The organism is Micromonospora sp. Llam0, assembly GCF_003751085.1.
In the GTDB taxonomy this organism is placed as follows: Bacteria; Actinomycetota; Actinomycetes; order Mycobacteriales; family Micromonosporaceae; genus Micromonospora_E.
In genome coordinates, this window is sequence record NZ_RJJY01000002.1 from 2069048 (window position 1) to 2086205 (window position 17158).

The 17158-nt window shown below is 72.8% G+C and carries 15 protein-coding genes; 4 read left to right on the plus strand and 11 right to left on the minus strand.

Annotated features, from left to right (window positions below):
- Positions 1 to 109 precede the first annotated feature (109 nt).
- The 4 genes from moaC (at position 110) to EDC02_RS36675 (ending at position 2854) form a co-directional block, all read left to right on the plus strand.
- Complete coding sequence (moaC, locus tag EDC02_RS36660) at positions 110 to 601, plus strand: cyclic pyranopterin monophosphate synthase MoaC (RefSeq protein ID WP_123606679.1); 492 nt, start codon at positions 110 to 112, stop codon at positions 599 to 601.
- A complete protein-coding gene (locus EDC02_RS36665; protein ID WP_123606680.1) occupies positions 574 to 1080 on the plus strand; it encodes a molybdenum cofactor biosynthesis protein B in 507 nt (168 codons plus the stop codon). Before moaC ends, EDC02_RS36665 begins: the two co-directional genes overlap by 28 nt.
- 77 nt (positions 1081 to 1157) lie before the next feature.
- Entirely contained in the window at positions 1158 to 2420 is a 1263-nt protein-coding gene (locus EDC02_RS36670; RefSeq protein ID WP_123606681.1) for a molybdopterin molybdotransferase MoeA, read from the plus strand.
- Between the two features lie 26 nt (positions 2421 to 2446).
- Positions 2447 to 2854, plus strand: coding sequence for a molybdenum cofactor biosynthesis protein MoaE (locus EDC02_RS36675; protein WP_305036238.1), 408 nt, complete (start codon positions 2447 to 2449; stop codon positions 2852 to 2854).
- Here the strand turns inward: EDC02_RS36675 and EDC02_RS36680 are convergent.
- From EDC02_RS36680 to EDC02_RS36735, 11 genes are all read right to left on the minus strand, one after another.
- Positions 2841 to 4382, minus strand: a complete 1542-nt coding sequence (locus EDC02_RS36680) for a glycosyltransferase 87 family protein (RefSeq protein WP_123606683.1) — start codon at positions 4380 to 4382, stop codon at positions 2841 to 2843. The genes EDC02_RS36675 and EDC02_RS36680 overlap by 14 nt on opposite strands.
- Before the next feature lie 234 nt (positions 4383 to 4616).
- Positions 4617 to 5183 carry a DoxX family membrane protein gene (locus tag EDC02_RS36685; RefSeq protein WP_123606684.1) on the minus strand — a complete coding sequence of 189 codons (567 nt, stop codon included), beginning with the start codon at positions 5181 to 5183 and terminating at the stop codon, positions 4617 to 4619.
- Positions 5184 to 5275: 92 nt separating this feature from the next.
- A complete protein-coding gene (locus tag EDC02_RS36690) occupies positions 5276 to 6580 on the minus strand; it encodes an ATP-binding protein (protein ID WP_123606685.1) in 1305 nt (434 codons plus the stop codon).
- A gap of 190 nt (positions 6581 to 6770) precedes the next feature.
- A complete protein-coding gene (locus tag EDC02_RS41140; protein ID WP_199758051.1) occupies positions 6771 to 7556 on the minus strand; it encodes a hypothetical protein in 786 nt (261 codons plus the stop codon).
- A 145-nt stretch (positions 7557 to 7701) separates the two neighbouring features.
- Complete coding sequence (locus EDC02_RS42155) at positions 7702 to 8637, minus strand: hypothetical protein (protein ID WP_233606625.1); 936 nt, start codon at positions 8635 to 8637, stop codon at positions 7702 to 7704.
- 156 nt (positions 8638 to 8793) lie between these two features.
- Positions 8794 to 9846, minus strand: a complete 1053-nt coding sequence (locus EDC02_RS36710; protein WP_148083778.1) for a hypothetical protein — start codon at positions 9844 to 9846, stop codon at positions 8794 to 8796.
- Between the two features lie 199 nt (positions 9847 to 10045).
- A complete protein-coding gene (locus EDC02_RS36715; RefSeq protein ID WP_123606687.1) occupies positions 10046 to 13348 on the minus strand; it encodes a UvrD-helicase domain-containing protein in 3303 nt (1100 codons plus the stop codon).
- Between the two features lie 94 nt (positions 13349 to 13442).
- Complete coding sequence (locus tag EDC02_RS36720; protein WP_123606688.1) at positions 13443 to 14726, minus strand: metallophosphoesterase; 1284 nt, start codon at positions 14724 to 14726, stop codon at positions 13443 to 13445.
- 15 nt (positions 14727 to 14741) lie between these two features.
- A complete protein-coding gene (locus EDC02_RS36725) occupies positions 14742 to 14981 on the minus strand; it encodes a MoaD/ThiS family protein (protein ID WP_233606734.1) in 240 nt (79 codons plus the stop codon).
- A gap of 80 nt (positions 14982 to 15061) precedes the next feature.
- Positions 15062 to 16096, minus strand: coding sequence for a GTP 3',8-cyclase MoaA (moaA, locus tag EDC02_RS36730; RefSeq protein WP_123606690.1), 1035 nt, complete (start codon positions 16094 to 16096; stop codon positions 15062 to 15064).
- A 55-nt stretch (positions 16097 to 16151) separates the two neighbouring features.
- A complete protein-coding gene (locus EDC02_RS36735) occupies positions 16152 to 17045 on the minus strand; it encodes a fructosamine kinase family protein (protein ID WP_123607439.1) in 894 nt (297 codons plus the stop codon).
- Positions 17046 to 17158: the final 113 nt, after the last annotated feature.

Below are 17158 nucleotides of genomic sequence, written 5' to 3' on the forward strand. Positions count from 1 at the left end.
TGACATCCGGGCCGGCAGGGTCGCCGGTACGACCGGCCCGATGCCAACTCTGCCGCCAACCGTGGCGGTCGAGCCAGGGCCGACTGGTCTGCTCGATAGGCTCGTTCAGGTGACCGAGGCACCGAACCTGACCCATGTCGATGAGACCGGCGCCGCGCGGATGGTGGACGTCACCGCCAAGCCGCCGAGCGTCCGCCGTGCCGTGGCAGCGGGACGACTACGTACCACCGGCGAGGTTGTCGAACTGCTGCGCCGCGACGGCCTGCCCAAGGGCGACGCGCTGGCCGTCGCCCGGATCGCCGGCATCATGGGGGCCAAGCGCACCCCCGACCTGATCCCGCTGTGCCATCCGATCGCGCTGCACGGCGTGGTCGTCGACCTGGCGCTGACCGCGGACTCCATCGAGATCACCGCCACGGTACGGACCGCTGACCGGACCGGGGTCGAGATGGAGGCGCTCACCGCGGTCGCCACCGCCGGGCTGACCCTGATCGACATGATCAAGGCGGTCGACCCGGCCGCGGTGCTGGACGACATCCGGGTGCTGTCCAAGGAAGGCGGCAAGACCGGCGACTGGCACCGCCCGGCGGACCGATCGTGAGCCCGTACGCCCGGGTGGTGGTCGCCTCCAACCGCGCCGCCGCCGGCGTCTACTCCGACACCAGCGGTCCGCTGCTGGTGTCCGGCCTGCGTGACCTCGGCTGCCAGGTCGACGAACCGTTGGTCGTCGCCGACGGCGAACCGGTCACGCAGGCGCTGCGGCGGGCGGTCGCCGACGGGGTCCGGCTGGTCGTCACCAGCGGCGGCACCGGGATCACCCCTACCGACCGCACCCCGGAGGCGACCAGGGCGGTGCTCGACTACGAGATCCCGGGGATCGCCGAGGCGATCCGGGCGGTCAGCCGGTCGGCGGTGCCGACCGCCGCGCTGTCCCGGGGCATCGCCGGGGTGGCCGGTCGTACGTTGATCGTCAACCTGCCCGGCTCCACCGGCGGTGCCCGCGACGGCCTGGCCGTGCTCGGGCCGATCCTGCGCCACGCGCTCGACCAGTTGGCCGGCGGCGACCACCCACGCGGCTGACGCCACCGCCCCCGGCGCGGCTGACGCCACCACCCAGCAGCGCCCGGCAGCATCCGGCCGGCGGATAGGCTCGGCCGGTGAGCGCCGAACCGACGACCGCCCCGGCCGCCCCGGCCGCCGGGCACCCACCCGCCGACTGGGGGCAGGCCCGCGCCCTGGTACACGCCGCCGGCCGGGCCGCCCGCCGCCCGCCGGTCCGGTTGCCGTTGCCGCAGGCCGACGGGACCATCCTCGCCGCGCCGCTGACCACCCTGACCGACCTGCCGGCCTTCCGCACCGCCAGCGTCGACGGCTGGGCGGTGCGCGGCGGCGCCCCGTGGCGGGTGGTCGGCCGGGTGCTGGCCGGTGGAGTGCCGCCGGAGCTGTCCGACGACGGCACCGCGGTGCAGATCGCCACCGGCGCGATGGTCCCCGCCGGGGCCACCAGTGTGCTGCGGGTCGAGGAGTCGACGCTGGACGACACCGGACTGGTACGCGGCGAGCCACGGCCACAGCCGGAGTGGCGCTCGCCCGGCGAAGAGGCGTCGGCCGGCGAGGAGCTGCTGGCGGCCGGTACGCCGGTCGACCCCGGGGTGATCGGCCTCGCCGCCTCCTGCGGCTACGACGACCTGCCGGTGTATCAGCGGATCCGGGCCGGCCTGCTGGTCTTCGGCGACGAACTGCTGACCACCGGGCCGCCCGGCGCCGGTCGGGTGCGCGACGCGCTCGGCCCGGCGGTGCCCGGATGGCTGCGCCGGTACGGCTGCGACCTGCCCGCCGAGGCGGTGACCGGGCCGGTCGCCGACACCCTCGCCGCGCACGTCGACGGGCTGCGGTCGGCGCTGGCCGGCGCCGATCTGGTCTGCACCACGGGCGGCACCATGCACGGCCCGGTGGACCACCTGCATCCGGCGCTGGCCGAGCTCGGGGCCGAGTACGTGGTCAACACGGTCGCGGTCCGACCCGGGTTCCCGATGCTGGTCGCCCGGGTGGCCGGTGCCGACGGCCGGGACCGGTTCGTCGCCGGCCTGCCCGGCAACCCGCAGTCGGCGATCGTCGCCCTGGTGTCCCTGGTCGCGCCGCTGCTCGCCGGGTTGCAGGGCAGGCAGCTGCCGACCCTGCCCCGGCACCGGCTGGGGGCGGCCGTGCCGGGTCGCGGTGACTTCACCCACCTTGCCCTGGTACGGGTCGATCCGGTGACCGGTACCGCGTACCCGTTGCGGCATGTCGGGTCGGCGATGCTGCGCGGGCTGGCCGCCGCCGCCGGCTTCGCGGTGATCCCGCCGGGCGGCACCGGCCGCACCGACGACGAGGTGTCCGTCGTACCGTTGCCACTGCTGCCCGGGGAGCGTCTGCCGTGACCGTTCCGACCACCCGACCTGTCGTCTTGGTGTCGGTGACCTCGCAACCGCTCGACCTGGCCGCCCACGAGGCGGCGGTCGCCGACCCACGGGCCGGCGCGGTGGTGTCCTTTCAGGGCGTGGTCCGCGACCACGATCACGGCCGGTCGGTGCTCAGCCTGGAGTACGAGGGCCATCCCAGCGCCGAGGACGTGCTGCGGGAGGTCGCCGACGAGGTGGCCGCCGATCCGGCGGTGCACGCCGTCGCCGTTTCGCACCGGCTGGGGCCGCTTACCATCGGCGAGGTGGCCCTGGTGGCGGCGGTCAGCACCGCGCACCGGGCGGCGGCCTTTGCCGCCTGCGCCCGGCTCGTCGACGAGGCGAAGGCCCGGCTGCCGATCTGGAAGCGGCAGATCTTCGCCGACGGCACCGAGGAGTGGGTCAACTGCCCCTGACCTGACCGGAGGTCCGGGCATCAGTAAGCCCGGCGCCGGTCGGACCGGCCGGCTGGCGGTGCCGGATCTGCGGTCGCGGGTCGGTGTAGAACGCCGGTTCGGCTCCGGGGCGCCAGGGCAGTGCCGCGACGAGCGCGATCAGCGCCAGGGCGAGCGAGTTTTCCATCAGTACGCCGAACAAGCCGTCGTGGTAGTGCGAGACCTGGGGCAACTGGTGCTCGTACGGCCAGATCGGCGACACCAGGAAGAGCAGGTAGAGCGCGATCGCGGCGGTGGCGTGCCGCATCCCGGTCAGGGCGGGGAACCAGATCGGGGTCCGTAGCCCGGCCACGCCGCTGATGCCGGCGCCGGTGGGCGGGTAGGTGCGCCGCGAGATCAGCCCCTTGCTGGCGCTGCGTCGCCGCAGCGCCGCGTCGGCCAGCACGATGATCGCCGGGATCACGAAGACCAGGTGGTGCGACCAGCTGATCGGGCTGATCACGTTGGCGGTGAGGCCGATCAGGGTGAACGCGGTCAACTCGTCGCCGTCGGCGTGGGCGTGGGCGGCCCGGGACAGCCCGAGCGCCAGCAGCAGCAGGGCGAACGAGATCCAGAGCAGGCCGGGGGTCTCCATCGAGTCGTAGAGCCGGGCCAGCAGGCCGGCCAGCGACTGGTTCGGGGTCATGTCCGACACCCCGACCCGGCCGGTGTCCCACAGCACCGAGGTGAAGTAGGTGGCCGACTCGTTGGCCGCGACGATCATCGCGCCGACGGTGACCGCAGCGGCGGTGCCGATCGCGGTGGTGGCCGCCCGCCACTGCTTGGTGATCAGCAGGTAGACGATGAACAGGGCGGGAGTCAGCTTGATCGAGCTGGCCAGGCCGATGCCGGCGCCGGCCCAGATGCCGCTGAAGAAGATCCGGCGCAGTGGGCCGCCGGTGGCCAGCCGGTGCGGCGTGGGCGCGGCGCGCCAGCGCAACGCGACCAGGTCGGCGATGATCAGAGCGAACAGCAGCAGGTTGACCTGCCCGTACCCGAGGGTTTCCCGGGACGGTTCGATGGCCACCGCGAGGGGCACCGCGAGACCGACGGTGAACCAGCGCGGCCAGCCGCAGCGGTCCGCGATCGGGCCGAGCAGCACCGCCAGCACGACGGTGAGGGCGGCGATACCGAATGCGACGTTCAGCCAGCCGGCGGTGATCATCGGAACCAGCGCCATCGGCAGCATGGTGAGGCCGGCGAATGGTGGATAGGTGAAGCCCAGGGTGGTTTCCGGTGCGATGAATGCGTACAGGTCGCCGCCGTTGGCCCACCACATGATCGCGCCGTGGTAGATGCGCATGTCGAAGAAGTTGTACGGCCGGCCGAACATGCCGATCGCGTACCAGGCGGCGTAGCAGGTCAGCGCGACGAGGCCGAGTCGCACGAGGGTGCCGCGCTCGACGTCGCGAACCAGGCGGCGCAGCGGTGCGAGACGGCGCAGCGGTGCGAGACGACGCCGACCCAGTGGGGCGAGACGACGGACCCGGGAACGGACGTCCGTCACCATGATCTACCCACCCCCGGTCGTTGATCGCAGTCTGCCCAGTGCCCGTCCGAGCCTAGAACGCAGCGGCGTCCGGCGGCGGGCGCGTTACCCTACCGTGTCCGATCCCACACTAGTTCGCGATATTTCCACCGCGTTAACGCTGTGTGTTGTGTTCTATCTGTTTCGTGGTTCTCGATGCCCAACTACGCACTGAAGTCCGATATTTACCGCCCACCGTTCCGCTAGATCTACAGGTCAACCGGGCAGTCGCCGGGCGGTGGCGGCGGACCGGACCGCGATCCGGGCGTCCCGGCGTGCCGAGTGCACCGCCCGCCGCACCGACCGTCGGCTCTGCCGCATCGACCGTCGGCCCTGCCGGACGGCCCGGCTGGTTCGCCAGCGTAGACCCGGCCGACCCTCAGTATCCGCGGCAGCGAGCAGCAGCCCGCCCAGAAGGCCCAGATTCTTGAGAAAGTGCACCTGATGGAGTTGTCGTTCGGTCGGGTCCGTCGCCGACCAGAACGGATGACCAGCCACCGTGGTGGGCACCAGCGAAGCCGCCAGCACCGCTGCGGCCGGCCGGGTCAGCCGACCGGTCGCCAGCAGCAGACCACCGGCGAGCTGGGTGGCACCGTGCAGCCGGACCAGACTCTCGGTATCGGTCGGCAGCCGGGGTGCGGCCCGTTCGATTATCGGAGCGACCCGGTCGGTGACCGTCTTCGCTCGTTCGGCGTACTGCGCAGGGCTGGCCACCGCGCGGGCGCCGCTGACGATGAAGATGCCGCTGAGCAGAGCGCGGGCAGTGGTGCGTACGGGTCTCATGCTCCTTGTCATACCCGGTTGGGCGGTCTGTTACCCGGCAAACCGGTGAGCTGTCGGGTAGCGGCGGGGTTGCCGGGCCGCACCGGGCGTGGTCAACCGGGCTGGGTGCGCAGGTACCGGCCGAAGTGCGGCACGGTGAACGCGACCGTGCCGCGCTCGCCCGAGTAGATCAACCCCTTCTTGATCAGGGCGTCCCGGGCCGGCGACAAGCTGGCCGGTTTCCGGCCGAGGGACCGCGCGATCTCGGCGGTCGGCACCGCCGGGTCGATGTCCGTCGTCGTCGCCGGATCGGGCGGCACATCGCCCGTTGCGGCGTCGGCACCCTCGATGCCCGGTGCGGGACCGTCCACCGGGCTCCCGGAGGCGAGCACGGCCATCGCCCGCATGTACTCACGCTCCGCCGGGGTGGCCCGTTCGAACCGGGAGCCGAAGAACCCGACCGCGAGTTCCGCTTCGGCCTCCGGCGCGGCGACCCGCACGTCGGCGGCGGTGATCGGCGAGCGCGGGGCATGGTCCCAGGTCGCCTTGCCGTAGGCCTGCACGAAGTACGGGTATCCGCCGGACTTGTCGTAGAGCAGGTCGAGGGCCTTCGCCTCGTACTCGACCTGCTCGCGGGCGGCCGGCGCGGTGAGTGCCTGGTCGGCGGCGACCCGGTCCAGTCGGTCGATCCGCTGGTAACGGAACAGCCGCTCAGAGTAGGACTTGGCGGCGGAGAGCACCGCCGGCAGGTGCGGCAGCCCGGCTCCGACGACGATCAGCGGCCCGCCGAGCTGCGACAGCTCGTGACAGGCCGCGCAGAGCGCGGAGACGTCGGTCGCGTCGACGTCCTGCATCTCGTCGATGAACAGCGCGATCCCGGTGCCGACGTCGGTGGCCACCGCGGCGGCGTCGGTGAACAGCTCCACCAGGTCGATCTCGATGTCGCCGGAGTCGGCCCGCCCGGTCGCCGCCGGCACGTCGATGCCCGGCTGCCAGCGGTCGCGCAGCCGAGGTTGGGCGTTGCCGCGTCCGCCGGCGGCCGGCGGGTTCGCGCGCAGCGCGAAGGCCTTCAGTACGCCGAGAAAGTCGTCGATCCGTTCAGGTGCCCGGTGCCGGGGCGCGAGCTCGCGTACCGCCATGTGCAGTGCGGCGGCGACCGGGCGGCGCAGCGACTGGTCCGGCCGGGCCTCGATCTTGCCGGTGCCCCAGAGTCGGGCGATGGCCTGGGACCGGAGTGCGTTGAGCAGGACGGTCTTGCCCACTCCGCGCAGGCCGGTGAGCATCAGGCTGCGCTCCGGGCGGCCTCGGGCGACGCGTTCCAGGACCACGTCGAAGACGTCCAGTTCGCGGCCACGGCCGGCGAGTTCGGGCGGACGTTGGCCGGCGCCGGGGGCGTACGGATTCCGGATCGGATCCATGTCTGGCACCGTATCGGGCCGTCTAGCGTCTGCGCTAGAACCGGGTATAGGTCCCGATCGTGTCGGCCCACGTCCTGCCGGCACCTCGGCCGGTCGGCCCGCCCGGCCCTCTGCCCGACGGTCGACCAATGACTAGGGCTCTCTAGCGTGACAGCTAGAGAGCCCTAGTCATTGGTCGAGAACGCCCCGGTCAGAGCTCCTTCATGCAGAGCACGTAGTTGAGGACCTGCTCACCGGTGTCGTGCGTGTAGGTGGTGTCGGTGTCCGGGTGGCCGAAGATCGGATCGTCGCAGCGTTCCGTGTCGGTGGTCAGCGGAATGCGGGCCAGCACCTCGAAGGTGCCCGGATCGCAGGCGACCTTGCGCAGCACGGCGTCCTCGTCCGAACCGTCGTTGACCACACAGTCGCCGACCACGATCAGATCGTCGCTGCCGCCGGGCAGCGGTGCCGAATCGGGGTCCTCGCCCTGCTGATCGTCGGGCACACCGGTGGAAACGTCCACCGTCGGCAGTTCCTCGCTCGCGGTCGAGGTGCCGCCGTCGGCCAACGCGAACAACCCGATCACGCCGCAGCCGCAGAACAACAGCAACACCAGCGCGCCGATCACCAGCCCGATGATGAGCCCGGTGCGTGACTTCTTCGGCGGTGGGGCACCGGGCATCCCGGGCGGCGGCGGGCCCCAACCCGGTGGCGGAGGCGGAGGGAAGCCACCACCCGACCCGGGCGGTGGCGGGTAGCCGCCGCCACCTGAGGTCGGCGGTGGCGGGTAGCCGCCACTCGGATCGGGCGGTGGGTAGCCGCCGGGCTGGTACGGCGAGGAGTAGGGCGTTGTCGGATCAGGGGCACCGGAGCCCGGGGGCGGGTAACCGGAGCCCGGAGGTGGGTAACCGGAACCAGGCGGGGGGTAACCGGACTGACCGGCGGGGTCGTCGGGCTGTCCCGGACCGGGGTAGCCCGGCGGACCGTAGCTGGACATGATCTCCCTAGCGTCGTCGCTGGATCAGGCGGGGCGGTGCCCGCCTGGCACGGATCTCACCCGCCGGGCAGGGGTCCAGCGGATCAACTGTGCTACCGGAACGGTAACCAACGGCTGCCATCCGGCGGCAGCCTCACCGGTCAGTTCACCGCTGCCTGAGACAGAGCACGAAATCAAGGGCGTCCAGCTGGCTGTTGAAGAAATACCAGTTGGTGTAGCCCTCGACGTCCGCGCACTTGGTTTTCGCGTCCTCTTCGCCGTCGGTGACGCCATCGAAGCGGGCGAGCACCTCGTACGCGCCGGAGTCACAATCCGTGATCGTCAGGACCGGCGTCTCCTCCTCCACCTCGGCCTCGTTGCGGACGCACTGCCCGACGTCGACGAACCGGGCGTCGTTCGACGAGGTCGGTGTCGGAGTGGGGCTGGGCTGGTCGGCCTCGGCGGTCGGCTCGGGCTGCTCCGACGGGGCCGCGGACGGCGCGTCGTCCGGCTCGGAGGTCGGTGCCGTCAACTCCGCCCCAGCGTCCGGCGTCTCATCGCGGGTCAGAACGTAGACGCCGGCCGCGCCGCCCCCGCAGAGCAGCACCGTCAGGCCGATCAACATGGCGAGCAGTCCGCCGCTCAGCCCACCGCGCCCGGAACGGCGCGGTTCCGCCGCCGGCTCCCACGCTGGTGCCGCGCCCGGCTGCTGCTGGCCTCCGTCTGAGTACGGCTGCTGGCCGCCCGGCTGCTGCCACGGCTGGTCACCGCCGGACTGCTGCCACGTCTGGTCGTCGGCCCCGGCCCAGCCCTGGGCGGGTTGGGCCGGCGAATGCCAGTTCTGGTCGCCGGCCGAGGTGTGCTGCCCGTACCCCTGCCAGTCGGGACCGGCGGGCGGAGGCTGCCCGGTCGACCAGTCCGGCTGCGCGCCGCCGTGCCACTGCTGGCCCGGTGCCTCGGTAGGCGCGTCACCCCAGGGGCCGGGCGGCCCGCCCCAGGGATCGGACGGCTCCCGGTACGGCTCCGACGGCTCCCGACGATCGGGCCACCGGTCTGGCTGCTCACCCGGGTACGGCCCGCCGGGCGGTCCGTATTGCGACATGTCCTGTCCTCCTGCGCGGCGGTTCCGGCCCCGGCTGTCCGCTCGGGTCGGCGATGACAAGCGTCACCGTAGCGTGAGCACCCCACCTGCTCACCTCCCCGAAGCGCGCCAACCGCCGCCGAGCCGTCCGATTCCGGCTATGCGCCGACGCCCGGTTCAGCGGACGAACAGGGTCGCCCGACCATCCCGGATCCCGACGATCTGCCCGAAGGAATTGATCTCCACGATCTCGTCGGTCGCGCGCAGACCCAGTGTCGTCAGGTCGATCATCGTGCCGGCCCGCCACCGGAACGGATGCCGGCTCCCAGCCGCGGTGTCGGCGTGCCCGATGACGACGCCCCGGTCGTTGATCGCGACCGCGAAGCTGTGTGCGCCGCCCAGGGTGCCCAGGTCGCGGATCACCCCGTCCCGCCACAGGTACGCGTGTGAGTCCCCGTTGTGCGTGGTCGAGGAACCGACGATTTCCCGCCGGTTGTTGACGTCCGCCGGCTGGTTCGGCCACAACCCGTCGCCGCCCAGGTCACCGAGGTCGGTCAGCACACCCCGGTGCCAGCGGGCACCCCGACAGTTGCAGGGGTAGCCAGGGGTTGGCTCGTACTCGCCGACAATGTCGCCCCAGTTGTTGATACCGACCTGTGCCGAGTACGGGTTGTTGTGCCACAGCGGGGTCAGGGTGCCCCGGCGCCACGTGAAGCTCTGGTCCGGCGACGTCGACTCACCGGTGCCGAACACCACCCCCCAGTCGTTGATCGAGATCCCGTAGGAGGCCGTGGCCTGAGGGTGCAGCCGGTCGATCACCGTGAATTCGCCCCGATGCCAGGTCGCGGCGTGTGAGCCGCTGCCGCCCCACACCGTGCCCACCACGGTGCCGGCCTCGTTGATCTCGGAAGCTGTGAACCGGTCGAAGCCGGCCGGCGGGTCCAGCCGCGTCACCTGCCCGGCCTGCCAGAGATAACCGTTCCCGGTACCGGATCCGAGGACCTGACCACGATCGTTGATGGTCAGACTCCGGTAGTTGACGGTGAAGCCCAGGTCGATGGCGCGGTAGGGCCGATCCGCCGGGGTGAAGTGGGCCGCCCCGGTCGCCCGGTCCTGCGCGGCCGCCGGTCCGGCCATCGTCACGCCGGTCAGGATCAACATGCTGGTGGCGGCCAGCGAGACCGCCCGGCGGCGAGGGGTTCGGGTGACACTGGACTGAACTCGGCGCATCGCTGATTCCCTGCTGTTGCTGGAAGAGCCGGATCCGGACGAGGTCGCGGATACCGAGAGTGCGCTGTATGAGTCGCACGGTAACTACACCGTGTGCCACTCGAATGGCGGGAGTCAATGTCTGATCGGGGCGGTGTCGGACACGTGACAGCTGTCCTTGTCCGTACCGCAGACCCACTACAGCAGGACAGTGGATCCACTACAGCAGGCGGAGCTGGCGGTCCTTGGGCCGGCGTGGCCCTTCGTCGCCGAGCCGGTCGAACAGCCCCGCGTCGATCGCGTCCAGGAACGGCGTCGGTCGGGTCTCCCGCTCGCTGCCGTGCCGGGCCCGGCGGCGGGCATGCGAGAGGAAAAGCCGGTCCTGGGCCCGGGTCAGGCCGACGAAGAACAGCCGCCGCTCCTCGGCGACGTCGTCATCGGCCGGCGTGGTACCGGGGAAGCGCAGCGGTAGCAGGCCGTCCTCACAGCCGACCAGGAAGACCACCGGGAACTCCAGGCCCTTCGCCGCGTGCAGGGTAAGCAGGGTCACCGCTTCAGCCCGTGGATCCAGCGCGTCCACCTCGGCGCCGGTCTCCAACTGGGACAGCAGCATCGGCAGGTCGTCGCCGCAGCGGCGGGCCAGCGGAGTGAGCAGCTCCACCGCCGACCAGACGTCCGCCGGCGACAGCTGCGGACCGGCCGGCACGTCCAGCGTCGGCATGGTGAGCCGGTCGGCCAGCACCTGCCCGGCGAGCCGGACCCGGGCGGCCAGCGAACCGTCCAGCCCACCACCGGCGTGCCGCAGCTCGCGGGCGATCGCCGTCACCCCCGGCCGGTCCCGCAGCCGGTTGTGCGACCGCTTCTGCACCGGCACACCGGCCCGGGTCAGCGCGTCCACGATCGGACCGGACTGCGCGTCGGTGCGGTACAGCACGGCGATGTCGGAGAACGACACCGACGAGATCTGCCCGTCGATCCGCCCGGAATCCAACGAACGGTGCGAGATCCCGCCGACAAGTTCGTCGACCGTACGCACCACGAACGCCGCCTCGTCGGCGGCCGTACCGGCCGGGTAGAGCCCGATCAGCGGCGCCTGCGGATCGAGTCGGGCCGGCTCCAACCGCCGGCCGCGGACCAGCGAGCCGGGCGCGATGGCCTGCACCGCGGCGGCCAGGATCGGCGCCGCCGACCGGTAGTTGCGGGCCAACCGGACCAGGCGGGCGTCGACGAAATCCTCCGAGAAGCGCAGGAAGTAGCGGACGTCGGCGCCACGGAACGAGTAGATCGCCTGATCCGGGTCGCCGATCGCGCACAGGTTGCCGTCCGCCGGGCTGAGCAGCCGCAGCAGCTCGTACTGGTCGGCGTCGACGTCCTGGTACTCGTCGACGAAGATCCACCGCCAGCGGTCCCGGTAGCGGGCCACCAGCTTCTGGTCGTCGCGCAGCAGCCGCAGCGGCAGGGTGACCAGCTCGTCCAGGTCGACCAGGCCGGCCGCGCGCAGCAGCTTGGCGTACGTGGCGTCGTCCTCGCCGGCCTCGGCGCGGGCCCGCTCCCGCTCGGTGTCGTCGGCGATGCGGAACGTCGCCGGTAGCCCGGCCGCCTTCGGGTTCTCCCGCAGGATCGTCAACCCCAGCGAGTGGAAGGTGGCCACGGTGACGTCCTCGGCCACCGGGCCGAGCAGTCCGTCGAGCCGGTGGCGTAGCTCCTCGGCGGCCCGGCGGGTGAAGGTGATCGCCAGGCAGCGTTCCGGGAAGACGTTCAGCTCGGCGCACAGGTACGCGATTCGGTGGGTCAACGTCCGGGTCTTGCCGGTGCCGGGCCCGGCGACGATCAGCAGCGGCCCGCCCGGCGCGGACGCGGCGACCCGCTGCATCGCGTCGAGCCGGTCCAGCAAACCGGTGCCGACCTCCTCCATGCCGGCCAGCATCGGCTCGAACGGCTCATGCGGCGACGGCGTCGGCGGCGGCGGGATCGGCGGTGCCGCCGGCTCCGGCCCGGCCCGCCCGGACCGGGCCGCCCGCGTCGGCCGCCCACCGGAGCCGGACCGGCCGGCCCCAGCCTTGGACTGTCCGGTCCCGGCCCTGGACTGTCCGCCGCGCCGGGCACCGGCCGGTGCCGGTTCGCCGGCGGCCGCCGACTCGGCGGCCGGGCGCTGCGCCGGCACGGGTACGTCGAACAGCGCCTCCGGCTGACCGGCGCCGCCGCCGGCGGCCAGCTCCCCGGGCGCGAACAGGGTGATCACCCCGTACTCGCCGTCGTAGCCCGGCACCCGACGGACCTCGCCGCGACGCAGCCGGGTGATCGCCTCACCGAGCAGTTCGCCGCCGACCCGCCGGATGTCCTCCACCGGCACCTTGGTCAGGATGTCCAGTTCGGGGCCAAGTGCGGCGACCAGGTTGACCACCTGACCTTCGACGGTCTTCGACCGGGCACCGACCCGGTTGATCTCGCCGACGATCTCCGGCAGCGCCACCAGGTGGGTGACCTGCTTGGCGTGGGCCGGCCGGTGCCCGTCCGGCCGGTCGGCGAGATCCTCGACCCGGCTGAGCACCCCGACGGTGAGCGGCTTGCCGCACTGCGGGCAGCGACCGGCGGCCTGTCGGGTCTGCTCCGGAGCCCAGTTGACGCCGCAGTTGCGGTGCCCGTCGGCGTGGTACTTGCCCTCCTCGGGGAAGAACTCGATGGTGCCGACCAGCCCGTCGCCGGTGCGCAGCGCCTCGCGTACCGCGTAGTAGTCCAGCGCGCTGTCCAGCACGGTGGCCTCCCGGGCCAGCGCCGGCGGCGAATGCGCGTCGGAGTTCGACACCAGCTGGTAGCCGTCGAGGCTGGACACCCGCCAGTTCATCGCCGGATCCGATGACAGCCCGGTCTCGACGGCGAAGATGTGCCCGGCCAGGTCGGCGTAGCAGTCGGCGATCGCGTCGAAGCCGGACTTGGAGCCGAGCGCCGAGAACCACGGCGTCCAGATGTGCGCCGGCACCAGATAGCCGTCCGCGCTCGCCTCCAGGGTGATCTCCAGCAGGTCGCGGGAGTCCAGTCCGAGGATCGGCCGGCCGTCGGAGCCGAGGTTGCCGATCCGGCCCAGCGCCGTGTTGAACCGGGCCACCGCGTCCAGATCCGGCAGGTAGATCAGGTGGTGCACCTTGCGGGTCCGGTCGCCACGCTTGTAGATCGTCGAGATCTCGACGCTGAGCATGTACCGCACCGGGTCGGTCTCGGCCTCGCTGGCCAGCCGGGGCGGCAGCCGGCGGGCGACGTCCCGTTCGGCCTCCGGGCTGAGCCGGTACAGGCCCGGCTCGGCCGGGCGTAGCGACTCCCGCAGATGCTCGAACCACGCCGGGTGGGTGAAGTCGCCGGTGCCGAGCAGGCTGACGCCCTTGCGCCGGGCCCACCAGGCCAGGTTCGACATGTTCAGGTCACGGCTGCAGGCACGCGAATACCGGGAGTGGATGTGCAGGTCGGCGATGAAGGGCCCGGGTCCCGTGGCGGAGCCGGGAGAGGGCACGGCGCGGTACGGGGGCACGCCGCATCCTGTCACGTGACCGGGCCGCCCGGCGTGTCGCCACGCGCGGAAACCCGCGAGACGTGACTCTCACTCGCCGCCTCTCACTTGCTGCTCACTCGCTGCGCAGCTCGACCAGGGATACCTGCGGCGGCGCGCCGACCCGCACCGGCGGCCCCCAGAACCCGGCGCCGTTGGTGACGTACACCTGGGTGCCGTCGACCGTGGCGAGGCCGGAGACGACCGGCTGCACCAGCCGTACCGCCAGATTGAACGGGGCGATCTGACCGCCGTGGGTGTGCCCGGACAGTTGCAGGTCGACGCCGTACCGGGCGGCCTCGTGGGCCTGCACCGGCTGGTGGGCGAGCAGCACCACCGGGCGGTCCGGGTCCCGGTCGCCGAGCGCCCGGTCGTAGTCCGGGCCGGCCAGCGGCCCCGACCCGGCGGCGGTCTGCCCGGCCGGCCGTGCGGTCGCCGCGGTCGGATCGTTGACCCCGGCCAGATCGAGCACCCCGCCCGGGGTGACGATCTCCCGGCGTTCGTTGACCAGCACCCGCAGGCCGAGCCGGTCCACCTCGGCGACCCATTCCTCGACGCCGGAGTAGTACTCGTGGTTGCCGGTGACGAAGAAGCTGCCGTAGCGGGCGCGCAGGTCGGCCAGCGGGGCGGCGGTGCCGCCGAGCTCGGAGACGGTGCCGTCGACCAGGTCGCCGACGACCGCGACCAGGTCGGCGTCCAGGCTGTTGATCAGCTCGACGATTCGGGCGGTGTGCCCCGGTCCGGTCAGCGGGCCGATGTGGATGTCCGAGACGGTGGCGATGCGCAGGCCGTCCATGGCCCGGGGCAGCCGGGCGATCGGCACCTGCACCCGGTCCAGCCGGGGCGGGCCGAGCGCGGTCCGGATGCCGTAGCCGGTGACGCCGGTCGCGGTCAGCCCGGCGAAGATCGCGACGCTGCGGGCAAGCAGCAGCCGCCGGCCGGGGTCCGGCACCGGGTCGTCGGCCGGCCGGCTGCCGGGCAGCTCGACCGGCGGCGGGGCGGACGTCTCGGCCGGTACGGTCACCGGCACCGTGCCCACCCTGCTCGGCTGGCGGCTGCGGGCCCGGCCGACAAGCCGGGCCACCAACATCGGCGGCTCCAGCACCAGCAGGACGACCAGCAGGTAGAACATCACCGCCAGCCAGACGTAGCCGGGCCAGGCCAGCCAGGACATCCCGGCGGACCGGGTGCTCACCATGGTCACCGGCACCAGGACCGCCAACCCGACGGCCAGCAGCGTGCCGGCCCGCCGCCACCGCCCCGGCCGGGTGGTGTCGCGGACCAGCCGCCACCACAGGTAGAAGTGGATCAGGCTGGTGATCAGGGTCAGCGTTGCGACGAACCCGAGTACGGCGAGCACGCCCGCAGCCCTTCCTCAGCCGCCGGCGAACGGTGGCAGCACGTCGACCGTGGCACCGGCCGGCAACAGTGTGTGACGATCATGCCAGACGATGCCGTCGACCAGGAAACTCGCCGCCGCCAGCACCCGACCCAACCGGTCACCGTGCCGACCGGTCAACTCGGCCACCAGCCCGGCCCGGTCCAACCCGGCCGGAACGGCCTCGACGGTCCGACCGGCCGCCGCCCGGGCCCCGGCGAAGTAACGCACCGTCACCGATTGCGCCTGCTGTGCCTGCTGTGCCGCGTCTGCGTCGAGCCGGGCCTCGGCCCCGTGTCGGGTCGGGTCGCCCACGGTCAGCCGCCGATCGCCGACATCGGGCGTGCCGGCTGCAGGAAGGTCGGATCGTCTATGCCGTGCCCGGCCAGCTTCCCGGCCATCGCCCGCCGCCACCGACCGGCCAACTCGTCGTCGTCGGCCCCGGCACGCAACGCGCCACGCAGGTCCGACTCCTTCCGGGCGAACAGACAGTCACGTACCTGCCCGTCGGCGGTCAGCCGGGTCCGGTCGCAGTCGCCGCAGAACGGCCGGGTCACCGTGCCGATCACCCCGACCCGGGCCGGGCCGCCGTGTGGCCGCTCGGCACCCGCCACCAGCCAGGTCTCGGCCGGTGCGGCACCCCGCTCGGCGGGATCCGGCAGCAGGGTGAACTCGGCCCGCAGCGCGTCAAGAATCTCGGCGGCGGTGACCATCCGGTCGCGGTCCCAGGACTGCTGCGCGTCCAGCGGCATCTGCTCGATGAAGCGCAGCTCGTAGCCGTGGCTCAGGGCGTACCGCAGCAGCGCCGGGGCCTCGTCGTCGTTGACCCCGCGCAGCAGCACCGCGTTGATCTTGACCGGGGTCAGCCCGGCCGTCGCCGCGCCGGCCAGCCCGGCGAGCACGTCGGGCAGCCGACGGCGGTGCGCCAACTGGGCGAACCGCTGCGGGTCGAGGGTGTCCAACGACACGTTCACCCGGTCCAGGCCGGCGGCACGCAGGCCGGGCGCCAACCGGTCCAGACCGATCCCGTTGGTGGTCAGCGACAGCACCGGCCGGGGCCGCAGCGCCGCCGCTGCGGCGACGATCCGGGTCAGCCCGGGTCGCAGCAGCGGCTCGCCACCGGTGAACCGCACCTCGGTCACCCCGAGCCGACGCACCGCGATGCCGATCAGCCGGATTACCTCGTCGTCGGTCAGAATGTCCGGGCTGGGCAGCCAGGGCAGACCCTCCGGCGGCATGCAGTAGGAGCAGCGCAGGTTGCACCGGTCGGTCAGGGACACCCGCAGGTCGGTGGCGACCCGCCCGTAGCGGTCGGTGAGCCGGCCGTCGGCGGGCCGTGCGCTCGATGCCATGCGCCGACCGTAGCGCGCCGGTGCGTCAGGACCACAGCGCGTCGCGGGCCAGGTGTCAGCTCCGCAGCGCGTCGCGGGCCGCGTCCGCGACGGCCGAGCGGTACGCCGCCCCGAACAGGGCGGTGTGCACCAGCAACAGATGCAGCTGGTGCACCGGCACCCGGGCCGCCCACCCGTCGGCCAGCGGCCACTGCTGCTGGTAGGCGTCGAGGATCCGGTCCAGATGCGGGGCGCCGCCGAACAGCGCCAACTGCGCCAGGTCGGTCTCCCGATGCCCGCCGTGCGCCGCCGGGTCCACCAGCCGGCAGCGCCCGTCCGCGCCCCAGAGCAGGTTGCCGGGCCACAGGTCGCCGTGCACGCGGGCGGGCGGCTCGTCACCGCCGTACCCGTCGATGTTGTCGACCACCTGCTCGACCAGGCCGGTCTCGGCGGCGGTCAGCGCGCCGTTGTCCACCGACATCCGCAGGTACGGCAGCAGCCGGCGCTGCCCGAACCAGGCCGACCAGGGCTGGTCGATCACCAGTTCGTTGTCCTGCGGCAGCGCGCCGATGAACCCCGGCCAGTCCGCCCCGAACCCGGCCGCGCCGGCCCGATGGGTGACCGCCAGCTCCCGGCCGAACCGCTCGGCGGCGGCCGGGTCCGCGTCGCCCGGCTCGACCCACTCCAGGGCCAGCAGCTGCGGCAGTGCCACCAGCACCGCCGGCACCGGCGCCCCGCCGGCGGCGGCCAGCCAACGCAACCCGGCCGCCTCGGCGGCGAACAGGCCGTCCGGCAGCGCCCTGGCGGACCGCTCGGGCCAGGACTTGGCGAACACCGAGTTGCCGTCGTCGAGGGTGAGCCGGCTCGCCGCGCAGATCGACCCGCCGGAGACCGGCGTCTCCCGGATCCGCTGATGGGTGAGGAAGGTCGGCAGGTGCTCCGGGTGGGCCCGCAGGTACGCCAGATCCATGGCGGCACGGTAACCCGCGCCACCCGCCGCCCCCAGCGGGGTCGTCCGATCCGGGGCGGCCCGGGTGCCGTATCCCACCGGTGAGCAGAAACGCCGCCACCAGGGAAACTACT

Bases quoted from the DNA above. Each gene is read 5' to 3' on its own strand.
- EDC02_RS36690 (WP_123606685.1), bottom strand. From the start codon at position 6,580: ATGGATCCGATCCGGAATCCGTACGCCCCCGGCGCCGGCCAACGTCCG.
- EDC02_RS42155 (WP_233606625.1), bottom strand. From the start codon at position 8,637: ATGTCGCAATACGGACCGCCCGGCGGGCCGTACCCGGGTGAGCAGCCA.
- EDC02_RS36680 (WP_123606683.1), bottom strand. From the start codon at position 4,382: ATGGTGACGGACGTCCGTTCCCGGGTCCGTCGTCTCGCCCCACTGGGT.
- EDC02_RS41140 (WP_199758051.1), bottom strand. From the start codon at position 7,556: ATGTCCAGCTACGGTCCGCCGGGCTACCCCGGTCCGGGACAGCCCGAC.
- EDC02_RS36735 (WP_123607439.1), bottom strand. From the start codon at position 17,045: ATGGATCTGGCGTACCTGCGGGCCCACCCGGAGCACCTGCCGACCTTC.
- EDC02_RS36685 (WP_123606684.1), bottom strand. From the start codon at position 5,183: ATGAGACCCGTACGCACCACTGCCCGCGCTCTGCTCAGCGGCATCTTC.
- EDC02_RS36710 (WP_148083778.1), bottom strand. From the start codon at position 9,846: ATGCGCCGAGTTCAGTCCAGTGTCACCCGAACCCCTCGCCGCCGGGCG.
- moaA (WP_123606690.1), bottom strand. From the start codon at position 16,096: ATGGCATCGAGCGCACGGCCCGCCGACGGCCGGCTCACCGACCGCTAC.